This is a genomic window from Alphaproteobacteria bacterium, assembly GCA_016699305.1.
In the GTDB taxonomy this organism is placed as follows: domain Bacteria; phylum Pseudomonadota; class Alphaproteobacteria.
This window is the reverse complement of record CP064970.1, coordinates 1,717,789-1,729,953: the sequence shown is the minus strand read 5'-3', so window position 1 is coordinate 1,729,953 and position 12,165 is coordinate 1,717,789. Positions and strand designations below refer to the sequence as shown.

11 protein-coding genes are annotated in these 12,165 nt (G+C 57.9%); 7 read left to right on the top strand and 4 right to left on the bottom strand.

Annotated elements, in window-relative coordinates:
• Positions 1-196: 196 nt before the first annotated feature.
• The 4 genes from IPI58_08245 to IPI58_08230 all read left to right on the top strand — a co-directional run bounded on the left by IPI58_08245 (position 197) and on the right by IPI58_08230 (position 4,346).
• Complete coding sequence (locus IPI58_08245) at positions 197-700, top strand: Cache 3/Cache 2 fusion domain-containing protein (protein ID QQR70090.1); 504 nt, start codon at positions 197-199, stop codon at positions 698-700.
• 110 nt (positions 701-810) lie between these two features.
• Positions 811-2,448, top strand: coding sequence for a HAMP domain-containing protein (locus tag IPI58_08240; protein QQR68815.1), 1,638 nt, complete (start codon positions 811-813; stop codon positions 2,446-2,448).
• A 120-nt stretch (positions 2,449-2,568) separates the two neighbouring features.
• Positions 2,569-3,384 carry a YmdB family metallophosphoesterase gene (locus tag IPI58_08235; protein QQR68814.1) on the top strand — a complete coding sequence of 272 codons (816 nt, stop codon included), beginning with the start codon at positions 2,569-2,571 and terminating at the stop codon, positions 3,382-3,384.
• A gap of 176 nt (positions 3,385-3,560) precedes the next feature.
• The gene (locus tag IPI58_08230) at positions 3,561-4,346 is read left to right on the top strand and encodes a hypothetical protein (protein ID QQR68813.1); all 786 of its coding nucleotides are present in this window, start codon (positions 3,561-3,563) and stop codon (positions 4,344-4,346) included.
• An 11-nt stretch (positions 4,347-4,357) separates the two neighbouring features.
• Here IPI58_08230 and IPI58_08225 read toward each other — a convergent pair whose 3' ends face one another.
• Together IPI58_08225 and hflK are read right to left on the bottom strand one after the other, a co-directional pair.
• The gene (locus IPI58_08225) at positions 4,358-5,251 is read right to left on the bottom strand and encodes a protease modulator HflC (GenBank protein QQR68812.1); all 894 of its coding nucleotides are present in this window, start codon (positions 5,249-5,251) and stop codon (positions 4,358-4,360) included.
• Positions 5,252-5,275: 24 nt separating this feature from the next.
• Positions 5,276-6,457 carry an FtsH protease activity modulator HflK gene (hflK, locus tag IPI58_08220; protein ID QQR68811.1) on the bottom strand — a complete coding sequence of 394 codons (1,182 nt, stop codon included), beginning with the start codon at positions 6,455-6,457 and terminating at the stop codon, positions 5,276-5,278.
• A 456-nt stretch (positions 6,458-6,913) separates the two neighbouring features.
• On the opposite strand from hflK, the gene IPI58_08215 reads away from it, so the two are divergent.
• Positions 6,914-7,672 carry an Mrp/NBP35 family ATP-binding protein gene (locus IPI58_08215; protein ID QQR70089.1) on the top strand — a complete coding sequence of 253 codons (759 nt, stop codon included), beginning with the start codon at positions 6,914-6,916 and terminating at the stop codon, positions 7,670-7,672.
• Between the two features lie 55 nt (positions 7,673-7,727).
• Here IPI58_08215 and gatB read toward each other — a convergent pair whose 3' ends face one another.
• On the bottom strand, positions 7,728-9,179 hold the full coding sequence (gatB, locus tag IPI58_08210; protein ID QQR68810.1) for an Asp-tRNA(Asn)/Glu-tRNA(Gln) amidotransferase subunit GatB: 1,452 nt from the start codon (positions 9,177-9,179) through the stop codon (positions 7,728-7,730).
• A gap of 291 nt (positions 9,180-9,470) precedes the next feature.
• Between gatB and IPI58_08205 the strand changes: the two genes are divergently transcribed.
• Positions 9,471-10,079, top strand: a complete 609-nt coding sequence (locus IPI58_08205) for a hypothetical protein (protein QQR68809.1) — start codon at positions 9,471-9,473, stop codon at positions 10,077-10,079.
• 78 nt (positions 10,080-10,157) lie between these two features.
• Positions 10,158-10,838 carry a hypothetical protein gene (locus IPI58_08200; GenBank protein ID QQR68808.1) on the top strand — a complete coding sequence of 227 codons (681 nt, stop codon included), beginning with the start codon at positions 10,158-10,160 and terminating at the stop codon, positions 10,836-10,838.
• Positions 10,839-10,856: 18 nt separating this feature from the next.
• Here the strand turns inward: IPI58_08200 and IPI58_08195 are convergent, their stop codons facing one another.
• Positions 10,857-12,137 carry a hypothetical protein gene (locus IPI58_08195; protein QQR68807.1) on the bottom strand — a complete coding sequence of 427 codons (1,281 nt, stop codon included), beginning with the start codon at positions 12,135-12,137 and terminating at the stop codon, positions 10,857-10,859.
• Positions 12,138-12,165: the final 28 nt, after the last annotated feature.

The following is a 12,165-nucleotide window of genomic DNA, read 5'->3' as shown; positions in this document are numbered from 1 at the left end:
TTTTTTATCGCATGACAGGGACATCGGGGTTTCGATTTTTTACTAGCAGTGCCTAAGAACAGGAAGCATTAATAAGAAATTAGCATTTTTGTGTGAGTTATTCTTGTGTAGCGGCGGCATAGAATCTGCCGACATCAAACCATCCAGGAGAGCGTATATGGAAAAGAATCTTAGCATTCAGATGGTTATGGCTTCCATGCCGCGTTCTGCCGTCCTTGCCTTTGGAAGACTCACGGCGCTTGTGATGCTTCTGGCTGCCTTCGCGCTGCTTCCTTTAACGGCAGGCGCTGCCGAAAACCCCAAAGTCAAGGAATCCATGCAGACATTGAAGGCGCTTACCGCCGAGCTGGGCAAGCCTAAGCTTGACGGTGAAAATTTGTTCTTTGGTGCCGCCAAGGTCAACGGCGATTTTACCGTGGTTGATGCGGTCAAGGCCAAACACGGCGGCACGGCGACCTTGTTCGCCAAAAAAGGTGATGGTTATGTGCGCGTCAGCACGAATGTGATGCGGGACGACAAGCGCGCCATCGGATCGCCGCTTGATGCTTCAGGGCCGGCCTATGCCGCGATCAAACAAGGCAACAGCTTCTATGGCATGGTCGATATCTTGGGCAAGATATATGACACGGGATACGAACCCATCAAATCAGAGACCGGAGATGTAATCGGCATCTACTATGTCGGCTATCCCATGGAATAAGCCAAGAGGATGACAAGATGATAGCCAGGGATTCGTGCCGTTCGTACATGTGATGGAGATTGCCAATGCGCTTAGATACGCTTTCTATCTCGCGAAAAATTTCCCTGGTTATGTTGGCTGTTGTGATCGGCGTCCTCTTGCTATCCGTTGTGGCCGGATACGCCGTCTCGTCCACCGTATCGACGTTCTCGGCCTTGGTCGATAATGAAATTGCCATGATGCAACATGGCAATGCGGCCAAGATCGCTCTGCTCCAGGCTCGAGGCCGCGAGAAAGACGCGCTCTATAACGACGATGCCAGTCTGGTCAAAACCATCAACGATCTTGCGGAAAAAATACAAGAAAAAGGCAAGCTGATCGGCGGACTCGCCGCGAACACGCATGCCCCCGATTTGATCGAGATCGCCGATAAATTCACAAAAAGCGCCGCCGATTACCAACACCTGTTTCGAACCGCCGTCGCAGCACCTGCCGGCCAAGCGCGGATCGTCGCCGCCCTTCCCATGCGCAAAGCCGCTATCGAGGAAGAAAAGCAACTCGACCTCTTACTGGAACAGGTCGGCCAAAGAACGCTTGAGGTGAAAGAGAATACGTTGAGCCACGCGCGCATGGCCCAAAACATCGTCGTGGCCCTCGGCCTGGCGATGGTCGTGTTGGGCGTGTCGTTTGCCGCCTTACTGACCCTGTCCATTGTTCGCCCACTGCGCCAGCTTGAAGGCAGGATGGTCAGTCTGGCCAAAGGATCATTCGCCGAGCAGGTGCCGTTCCTGACACGCGGCGATGAAATCGGATCCATGGCCAAAACCGTCCAGGTGTTCAAGGACAATGGGCTTGAAACCGAGCGGTTGCGCCAACAGCAGGAAATCGATCGCCAGAAAGCGGAACAGGACAAAAAGACGGCGCTCGATACATTGGCCAAGCACTTTGAATCGTCGGTCAAGAACGTGGTGGTCTCCATCATCGAATCCTCGGCCCAGATGCAAAAAACGGCAAACACCATGTCCGCGAACGCCCAGCAAACGAAGCAGCAGTCAAATTCCGTGGCGGAATCGTCCGAACAGGCATCCAGGAACGTGCAAAGCGTCGCTTCGGCCGCCGAGGAGCTTTCCTCGTCCATCTGCGAAGTATCGCGCCAGGTTACCCAGTCCAGGAATATTTCAAAAGATGCGGTGAGTGAAGCCGCGCGTACGGATCAGCTGGTGGCGGGGCTCGCTCAGGCGGTTGGCAAGATCGAAGAGGTCGCCGCGTTGATCAACAACATCGCGTCCCAGACGAATTTATTAGCTTTGAACGCGACGATAGAGGCCGCCCGAGCAGGCGATGCGGGAAAAGGCTTTGCCGTGGTCGCCAACGAAGTTAAGACGCTCGCGGGCCAAACAGCGCAAGCGACCGATGAGATCGGACGCCATATCGCGGCAGTCCAATCAGCCACCTCGGATGCCGTGGGCGCATTGAAGGATATTGCCGGCACCATCGGCCATATCAACGAGATCAATTCGAGCCTTGCTATGGCGGTCGAGCAGCAACAAACGGCCACCAACGAAATCGCCCGCAATGTGCAAGAGGCGTCAAACCGATCAAGGGAAGTCTCGAGCAGCATCGGCCAGGTGTCGCATACCGCCGAAGAGACAACCTCTGCCGCCGAACAGGTGTTGAAGTCGGCGGGGGCGCTATCCCAGCAAGGCGATGTCTTGCAAAACGAGATTGAGAAAACGAAGAACATGGTGAGTGTATTATCGAAGGGCTGAGATGAAGAATCTACGCACCCAGCCATCGGATCGTCATGATCGGTTTATCTGAACCGCGCTATATCGGCACAGATGGAAAAACGCTAAGCTACCTGCCGCAAGAACACTTGGGATATCGGCATGAGAATCTTATTCTTTGGCGACATATTCGGGCGCACCGCGCGCGAAGCCTTGGCCAGCGCAGTCCCCGATCTAAAAGCCAGGCTACGCCTTGATCTGGTGGTGGCCAATGCCGAGAACGCCTCGGGCGGTTCGGGCCTGACGGCGCAAAACGCGCGCGAGTTGCGCGGCGCGGGCATCAGCGTCCTTACGATGGGAAATCACGTCTGGAAACAGCGCGAGATTTTGTCCTTTATCGACGCCGACCCCTTCTTGCTGCGTCCCTTGAACTATCCCGAAGGCACGCCAGGGCGCGGCAGTTGTCTGGTCACTTTGCCTGACGGTCAGCGCATCCTGGTGGCTCAGGCCATTGGCCGCGTGACCATGGACCCGTTGGTGGACGATCCCTTCGCCGCCATGAACCGCCTGCTTGGCGCGCACCGGCTGGGACAAACGGTCCAGGCCATTTTGGTGGATATCCACGCCGAGGCCACCAGCGAAAAAATGTGCATGGGCCATTTCCTGGATGGCCGCGTCACCGCCGTCATCGGTACCCATACCCATATCCCGACGGCGGACGCCCAAATCCTGCCTGGCGGCACGGGATTCCAGACCGATGCGGGCATGTGCGGGGATTATGACAGCGCCATCGGCGTGCGTAAGGAAATCGCGCTGCACGGTTTCATTCGTAAGATTCCCGGTGAACGCTATCGACCCGCCGAAGGCCCAGCCACGTTATGCGGCGTCCTGATCGAAACGCGCACCGACGGCCTATGCGCCCGCATCGCCCCCATCCGCCTGGGCGGTCGATTGGCCCCCGCCATGCCGGATTGGTAAACGTCCCACTGGCGACCTACGAATGTCGGGTGCTGCGCTCCATCCTCTCACGTTTCTAATTTCCGTGACCACACTATCTCGCTAGAGCGAATGTAATAATCGTCTTGGCAACGAGCTGATTTTTTTCCTAGATTCGGCCACTTTCCTACCTCAAGGCCATCAAGGAGACTTTCATCATGGGTACGCAGCATCGTCATAAGCAGATTCCCGCGCTGTTGGCGTATTGGGCGGATAACGCGCGCCACGCCACGGCCTTTGCTGATGCGGAGATAAGACTGGCCCAAAACGCCACTTCTTTGGGCCAATCCCCGCTCGTCCGGCGGCGTGATACGGCCATCCTTGGCTATCAAAGCATGTTGGGCAAAGACGCCCAGAAATTTCTGCTGGCCATAGGTTTGTGCCCTCAAAACCAAAGCACGTTCCATGCTTTGGTGAGTCTGCGGATATTGGACCAGAAAGAGCGTAATGAAGCTGTAGCCTTCTCGACCGTGGCAGAACGCTTCTTGCCTAAATATACCCACGCACCAAACCGCAAAGAAATTTATGGTACTCTTACGCGTTTGGGACATAAACTTTTCTTAGATAATCATCCTGTCTGGACTCTGGTGGAACAGGGCATTTGTCCCCCCAATCAAACTGCAGAGTTGCGGCAGACGGCCCTGATTGAGAATTTCTTGTTCCAACCTTCGGATCATTATCCCCATACACAAGCCGCCGATGCGATGCTGGGTTTCGTTCTAGACGAATTGTTCCAACGGAATGTCGCAACAACGGTTCTGGCGATCCCCGCCCATTGCCGCGACGCGATTCCACCAAGCACATTGAAATGGAGTGGCGCGGATCAAAAAATTTCCACAAACTCACAAGGCCAGCCCGTGCCTTATCTCCAATGGAATCTAAGCAACCAACCGCACCGCGCCTGTCCGGCGCATTGGACGCGGCCTAAGTCTCTTAAGCCTTAGCCGATGAATGTTTAAAGCTTTCCCGGCGCGTCCTTGAAAAAGCGAAAGAACTCGCCCTCGGGGGACAGCAGCAAGGTGGTGGTGCCGGGAGTCAGCGCTTCACGATAGGCCTGCAGGCTGCGGTGGAAGGCATAGAATTGCGGGTCGCGGTTGGTGGCCTCGGCGACGATCCGCAACGCCTCGGCTTCGGCGGTGCCACGAATGACCACGGCGTCTTTTTGCGCTTGCGAGAGGATCACGGTGCGTTCGCGGTCGGCATTGGCGCGGCGTTTTTGCGCCTCCTCCTCGCCTGAGGCGCGAGTGAGGGCGGCTTCTTGCTGACGTTCGGAACGCATCCGCGCTAGAACGGCCTTGGTGGCGTCATCGGGCAGATCCGCGCGGCGGATGCGCACATCGACGATCTCAATGCCAAAACGCGAGGCCTCTTGCGTAGCCTGCTGGCGGATCGCCTCCATAATTCCGGCGCGACGTTCGGAAAGCACGTCTTCCATCTTCTGGCCGCCCAAGACGCGGCGAACGGACGAGTTGACGATGGTCCCCAATTGATTCAAAGCGCGTTCCTCGATCCCCAAGGTACGATAGAATGCCAGAGGATCGGTAATGCGCCAGCGCGCGAAGGCGTCGACGTCCAGGCGCTTTTGTTGGGCGAAAGTCACCTGTTGGCCGGATGGTGACAAGTCCAACACGCGCTTGTCCAACCAAACGACATCCTCAAGCAAGGGCATCTTCATATACAGTCCCGGCTCACGGATCACATGCTGAGCTTCGCGGAAACGCAGCACCAATACCTGATTCATCGGCCCGACGACGAACAGAGTATTGGACGCCACGAACAGCAGCGCGGCGACCAGAAGGGCTATCAGGAACGCCGCAGGCGGGCGGGGATTGGCAGAGGTGGAAGTCATGTCAGGCCTCGGTTCAATGTAGAATTATTCGGTGGCGCGCGCAGCAGCGGCAGGAGCGGGAGCGGCGGCAGGCAAAGCCAAGGGCATATAGGGCGCGGCACCGGGAGCGGCCTTGCCATCCACGATGACCTTGGGCGTTTGACGCAATACCTGCTCCATCGTCTCCAGATACAGGCGCCGCGACGTGGTGTCCTTGGACAGGGTATAGACCTGCCAGACCTTGGCAAAGCGTTCGGCCTCGCCCTTGGCCACATTCACCACCTGTTCGCGGTAGCCTTCGGCCTCTTGGCGGATACGCGACGCTTCGCCCCGCGCTTTGGGCAGGATGTCGTTGGTGTAGGTCATGGCCTGGTTTTCCAGACGCTCTTTGTCGGCACGCGCGCTTTGCACGTCATTGAAGGATTCGATGACCTGGGCGGGCGGGTCCACCTGACGCAGCTGGACCTGGGTAATCAGGATGCCCGATTTGTAATCATCCATGATCTTTTGGATCATGCGCTTGGTGTCGTCCTCGATCTGCGTGCGGGCATCGGTCATGGCCGGTTGCAGACGGTTGCGCGCGATGGTCTCGCGCATGGCGCTTTCGGCCACCTTTTTGATGGTGGCGTCCGGATCCGGACCACGACTGTCCAAAGGAGGACGGATGTTGAACAGAAAGTCGGTGAGGTTCTGGACCTGCCAGAAGACCACATATTTGACTTCCACGATGTTCTCGTCCCCGGTCAGCATCAGGCTTTCTTCGGGCACGCCGCGCTCGCCGCCCCGGCTGTCGCTTTTAAAGCCAATCTCGATGCCGCGCGAACGGGACACATCGGCGGTCAACGCCATTTCGATGGGCGCGGGCAGATGATAGCGCATGCCGGATTCTTCGGTGCGGATGGGCTTGCCAAAACACAGCACCACGCTCTGCTGGCCCTCGCGCACGAAATAGATGCCGCTGAGCAGCCATGCAGCAGCCAATCCGCCCAAAAGCAGGAAAATCCAGCTTGTATTGGAACGCGGCGGACGTCCGCCGGGCATCAAGCGGCGCAGCTTCGCCTGGCCTTGGAGCAACAACTGCTCGATATCCGGCGGCAAAGGCGGCTGTTGTCCGGGACCGTCATTGCTGGGCCGACGCGGCGGCGGCTTGGGCGCGCCACCTTGTGCGCCGTTATTGCCGTTGCTGCCCCATGGCCCCCACGGACCTTTGTCTTGTTGATCGCTCATGCCGTTGCCTCGTTCAATCGTCGTCCGGGTAGGAAGTCCTTGCTTTCGGGCACATGCGTGCCATGTTCTTAGACGTAAGATAGACATATTCCGCCCCTTGATGGCAAGGATAACCGGCAACGCAAAACCAGGGACACTATGCGCATGAGCGAGTCTTCATCTTCCGCGCTTGAGGCTTCCATTCGCGCGGCCTTGGCTGACATTCCGGTCGGAAAAGGAACGGCGCAGGATCATGTGGCCGGGTTGACCGCGCATGAAGGCGCGGTGACCGTCGCCCTATCCGTGCCCGAAGATCAGTCCCCGGAAGATTTTGAATCCGTACGCGCCGCCGCCCAGAACGCACTTCAGGCTTTGCCAGGCTTACGCGCGGCGCGCGTGTTGTTGACGCAAGAGCGAAAAGCGCCGCCTGTGGCAGGGGCGCAGGATAAACGCCGCGCCCAACTCGCCCCCATTGAGATGCCCGGCGTGCGATTTCGCGTGGCGGTGGCCTCGGGCAAGGGCGGCGTGGGCAAATCCACCTTGGCGGCGAATCTAGCCGTGGCGGCGGCGAAAAACGGCCTCAAGGTTGGTCTGATGGATGCCGATATTCACGGCCCTTCGGTGCCGATGCTGTTCGGCTTGCGCGATGCACGCCCCCAAGCCGACTCGGATAAACGCATCATCCCTTTGCAGGCGCATGGCGTGGTCGTGATGTCCATCGGCTTTCTGGTGCCAGAAGAAACGGCGGTCATTTGGCGCGGACCGATGGTGCAAGGCGCTTTGGTGCAATTGATGCGCGATGTCGCCTGGGAAAATCTGGATCTGTTGATTATGGATATGCCCCCGGGCACGGGGGACGCGGCCTTGACCTTGTGTCAGCAAGCCAATCTATCCGGCGCGGTGGTGGTGGCCACGCCGCAAGACCTGGCCCTGGCCGATGCGCGTAAGGGATTGCGGATGTTCGAACGCCTGGGCATTCCCGTTTTAGGGCTGGTCGAAAATATGAGCGGTTTTCGTTGCCCGCATTGCGGGGAAACCAGCGATATTTTCGGCCATGGCGGCGTACGGGACGAGGCGCGGCGTTTGGGCACCGATCTGCTGGCTGAAATCCCCCTCGATCCCGCCTTGCGCCTGGCCAGCGATGCGGGAACGCCGCTGACCGCCTTAGAGCCTGACAGTGCGCTGGGCCAGATTTATCGTGACTTAGCGCAAAAGGTTTGGAGCAAGCTGACCTAGGCCCTTCGGTACCGAGCAGATTCATCATGCTTTATGAACAGCACCCAGAACGGCCCTACCCCGCCAGTTTCTTTTTCAGAATCTCATTGAGCAATCCGGGATTGGCCTTGCCGCCGGTGGCTTTCATGGCTTGGCCGACGAAGAAGCCGAACAGCTTGTCCTTGCCCGCGCGGTATTCGGCCAGTTTGTCGGCATTCTCGGCCAGCATTTGGTCCACGGCCTTTTCGATCGCGCCGGTATCGCTGACTTGACGCAGGCCCTTGGCCTCGACGATGGCGGCGGCGTCTTGGCCGGACTCTAGCATGATCAAGAACACGTCCTTGGCGATGCGGCCCGAGATGGTGCCATCGGCCATCAGGTCCAACAGACCGCCCAAGGCGGCGGCGGAAACCGGGCTTTGGGCGATGTCTTTGCCCAGTTTATTCAACGCGCCGAACAATTCGCCCGTCACCCAATTGGCGGCCAGCTTGGCGTCACGGCCCTTAGCGACTTCCTCATAATAATCGGCGGATTCCCGCTCGGCCACCAACACCCCCGCATCATAAGCCGATAGGCCGTAGGCGCTGATGAAGCGTTGTTTCTTATCGTCGGGCAGTTCGGGCAGAGTCAGGCGGATTTGCTCGACCCAAGACGGATCCAGGCGCAAGGGCAGCAGGTCGGGGTCGGGGAAATAGCGGTAATCATGCGCCTCTTCCTTACTGCGCATGGATCGCGTCTCGCCCTTGGCGGTGTCCCACAACCGGGTTTCCTGACGGATGCTGCCGCCCGATTCCAGCACGTCGATCTGACGGCGCGCCTCGTAATTCACGGCTTGGTGGACAAAGCGGATGGAGTTGACGTTCTTGATCTCGCAGCGCGTGCCAAAGCCCGCGCCCGGACGACGCACCGAGACATTCACGTCGCAGCGCAAAGAGCCTTCCTCCATATTGCCGTCGCAGGTGCCCAGATAGCGCAAGATGGCACGCAGCTTTTTCACATAGGCCGCCGCCTCGTCCGCCGAACGCATATCAGGCTCCGAGACGATCTCCATCAACGCCACGCCCGCGCGGTTCAGATCGATATAAGTGCGGCCCGGATGCTGGTCGTGCAGGGACTTTCCGGCGTCTTGCTCGAGATGCAAGCGCGTGATGCCGATGGTGCGGGCGCTGCCGTCTGGCATATCCAGCACGATTTGACCTTCGCCCACGATCGGTTGTTTGTACTGGCTGATCTGATATCCGGCGGGAAGGTCGGGATAGAAATAGTTCTTGCGATCGAAGACGGAATGCAGGTTGATCTGCGCCTTCAGGCCCAGACCCGTCCGCACGGCTTGCTCGACGCAAGCGCGGTTGATGACCGGCAACATGCCCGGCATGGCGGCGTCCACCAAACTGACCTGGCTGTTGGGCGACGCGCCAAAGGCGGTGGCCGCGCCCGAGAACAGCTTAGATTGCGAGACCACCTGGGCATGGACCTCAAGGCCGATCACGATTTCCCAAGACCCTGTGCTGCCCTCGATCAACGACATGCTGCCCTCATGCTTTCGGCTTTTGGAATACGCAAGCGGCCATCATAGCTGTCCAATCCGAGTTGAGCAAAGACTTGTGCAAAAGGATCATGGTCTTATCCTGACCAGCCACATATCGCCGGGTCATCCGTGGTATTTCAGTCCCGCATAACGGAGGGCGATGACGGTATGAATCATTGACCAAATATATACCGATATGAAACCAATATCGTTATCGACATTTCTATGTATCGACACTAGCGTCATCGTTAGCGTGCCGTATCCAATTATTCACTCATGAAAGGTCAGAACATGATCAAACAGATAGATCAAGCCGATTCCATATCACAGGAAATTTATGCGATCCGCCCACCTCGGGATGGGGCTGATTATGACGACTGGCATATCGTGCAGGCCGTTCAAGGCCCCAGATCGGGACAAGGCGTACATCGTTACCAAGTAGTCGGTAAGATCAAGGAATATCCTTATCAGGTCACATATCATGAAGACGTGGCCCAGCGTTTGGGCGCAAGGAAAGCCGTCAAGATCAAGAAGCACATGAGACGTGTCGCGCAGATGTTCAAGGAAAACATGCGGCGCGTCGTGGTCGGTAAAAAGCCATCGACGATGCGCTGGACAATGTGGCGGCTCAAGCGGTTGGGGGTGCGCGTGGGATGGCAAGAAGATCATGGAGACGACACCCAAGAACCGTCTTGGCAGATCAGCTTAAGGCTGGCGGTTCCGGACAATACCAAAACCGGGTTTTTGTCGGTAGGCACCAGCCTCGGTCCCTTGGTTTCCGTGGCGTGCTATTTGAATAGAAATGTCTGTGAGGACCTTCAACAGTTGGTCAGAGCGGCCAGCCGTCCTCTTGGCCATCTGCCCATGCAGAAGAAACCTGGCCTTGTTCCGCAGGGCTAACTTTTATTTGCATAATTTCGATGTCATGATGTCGATCCGAAGGGTCGATAAACATCTCATGGCACAAGGAACATCCGTATGAACACAGATCGTTTTTGCGTGTATCGGCTTATTCCGGATCAGGACTCATCGCGCATGCATCTTATCGGGGCGCAGCCTGATCGACAGAACGGTAGAAGGAAGGAATGCGGCTATATCGAGCCAATATTCAGTATTAATGACGCAGACCGATTTTGCGAAGTCAGGGCAAGACCCTACACGCACCCCTATCTGCATCTAAAAAATTATCGGCATTTGAAAGAAGCCGTCGAAGCAGATGCGGACCATTTGATGGGTGTGATCGCAGATATCCAAAAGAAGTTCATCCGTAATATGCATCGCCTGACCACGGGCTTGAAAGCGCGCCGGGCATTCTTGGCGCCCATGTGGTTGAAATGGAAAGAAGGCCTGCACTTGGCAGTGTATGAGGACACAAGATTTACTCAGACTAAGGTTTCTGGCGGCGTCAAATGCGGCCATGCTTTCGAGCTTTATCCCTATACAGCGTCTTTCTCTCCCTCTCTTCATTACAGCGTTCAGATGAGCGCCTTGCCGTCCCTTATACGCGTGGTGGCTTATACAGATGCTCCCCCCAAGGTGATCCATGACCTGCGAGACATGACCATGCTTGCTTGCAGGGCGCTTAATGCCCGTAAAATGACCGAGCGTCCGGCCCTGTCTCGGCAAGCCGTTGTTGGGGCCATCAACGTAAGCAACTAAGGGCGCGGGGGTGCGGAGTTACCTTGTCGCCCGCAAGCCAAGCCGTCGTTCAACCTCGCGGCCTTCGAACAAGACGATGCCAAGGTCGCGGCCGATGGTCAGGGCGGTTTCGCTGTCGCAGCGGCACAAGATGATATGCGCGCCGCCGCAGGCTTGGATCTGACTGCGCACGCCGGGCAGGGCCTGGGGCCTACTGCGCTGCAACCCGTCCGCCGCCCATAACAGCTTAACGAAGTCAAAGCCCAGCGCCTCGCGGTTAAAGCAGCCCAAGGTGGCCGGGGTCAGCCCGTCCAGGCACAAACGATGCCCACGGGCTTTGAGTCGGTCGCGGATGAACAGGAACGAGTTCATCTCGGCCATCAAATCCAGCTTGTGGATTTCGATCAATAGGCGTCCGCGCATCTGCGGCACCACGCGTTCTTCAAAGCGGCGGAATTCGGGCGATAACAGAGTCTCGACATGAAGGTTGATGCTGAGTGGTCCTATGGGCCGCCGCTTGATCTCTCGCGTCAGATGCGCCAGCAGACGGTCGTCCAGACTGCGCGTCAGGGCCTGGAACAGCCACGGGTCGGAATGTAAATCCAGGCCCGGCGCGACGCGCTCGCGCAGAGAGTCGATGGCGATGAAGATTTCCTCGAACATCGGCTGCGGCTCGCCGTCTGGCGTGGCCATGGCGCAGATGCTTTGATGCCGCACCATGGTGTCCACATCGGCGGTCTCCAAGGTGCGGGCCAAGCGCGAGAAGGCTTCGGCGTCCATCGGGGCGCGCGATTCCTCTTTCTTCGGGCGCATCATGGCGGGCAGATGACGCGCGCGCGACGCCTCGCGCACCATGCGTTGGACGATCAGATTGAGATCGTCATAGGTGGTGTCCAGCGGATACCAGCCGCACAGGCTGACATCGCCGTCGAAGTCGTCTTGGCGGGTCAGGGGATCGTCTTCGAACAACACGCGCACATGCTGCGCCGCCGAGGCCAAAGCGCGCCAATGCACGGCCTTGCCCACATAGATCAAATCTTGATTGGCCAGCACAAACAGGCGGCCGCCCGGCAGGGGACGGATGGCTTCTTCGAATGTCTCGGTGGCCACGCGCAGATAAGACGCGCGCCGATGTCCCGGTTGCAGCAAAGACAGACGCATATGCAAGGCCATATGTTCCTGCCGGTGCCGGTCCAGATGGCGTAAATGGTCGTGCAAAGCTTGCTCGGCCGAAAGCTTGGCCGAGATCGGATCCATATCCGCGCGGGACGTGGGTTGCCTGGGTTTGAGTTTGACGGGTTGTACCTGAACGGCGCTCATCCCCGATCCTTCTTATGGGGTCACATGA

Excerpts from the sequence above, each read along its gene's own strand:
- gatB (QQR68810.1), bottom strand. The coding sequence starts at position 9,179 with ATGTCGTTGATCGAGGGCAGCACAGGGTCTTGGGAAATCGTGATCGGC.
- IPI58_08230 (QQR68813.1), top strand. The coding sequence starts at position 3,561 with ATGGGTACGCAGCATCGTCATAAGCAGATTCCCGCGCTGTTGGCGTAT.
- IPI58_08225 (QQR68812.1), bottom strand. The coding sequence starts at position 5,251 with ATGACTTCCACCTCTGCCAATCCCCGCCCGCCTGCGGCGTTCCTGATA.
- IPI58_08240 (QQR68815.1), top strand. The coding sequence starts at position 811 with ATGTTGGCTGTTGTGATCGGCGTCCTCTTGCTATCCGTTGTGGCCGGA.
- IPI58_08200 (QQR68808.1), top strand. The coding sequence starts at position 10,158 with ATGAACACAGATCGTTTTTGCGTGTATCGGCTTATTCCGGATCAGGAC.
- IPI58_08205 (QQR68809.1), top strand. The coding sequence starts at position 9,471 with ATGATCAAACAGATAGATCAAGCCGATTCCATATCACAGGAAATTTAT.
- IPI58_08215 (QQR70089.1), top strand. The coding sequence starts at position 6,914 with ATGCCCGGCGTGCGATTTCGCGTGGCGGTGGCCTCGGGCAAGGGCGGC.
- IPI58_08245 (QQR70090.1), top strand. The coding sequence starts at position 197 with ATGCCGCGTTCTGCCGTCCTTGCCTTTGGAAGACTCACGGCGCTTGTG.
- IPI58_08235 (QQR68814.1), top strand. The coding sequence starts at position 2,569 with ATGAGAATCTTATTCTTTGGCGACATATTCGGGCGCACCGCGCGCGAA.
- IPI58_08195 (QQR68807.1), bottom strand. The coding sequence starts at position 12,137 with ATGAGCGCCGTTCAGGTACAACCCGTCAAACTCAAACCCAGGCAACCC.
- hflK (QQR68811.1), bottom strand. The coding sequence starts at position 6,457 with ATGAGCGATCAACAAGACAAAGGTCCGTGGGGGCCATGGGGCAGCAAC.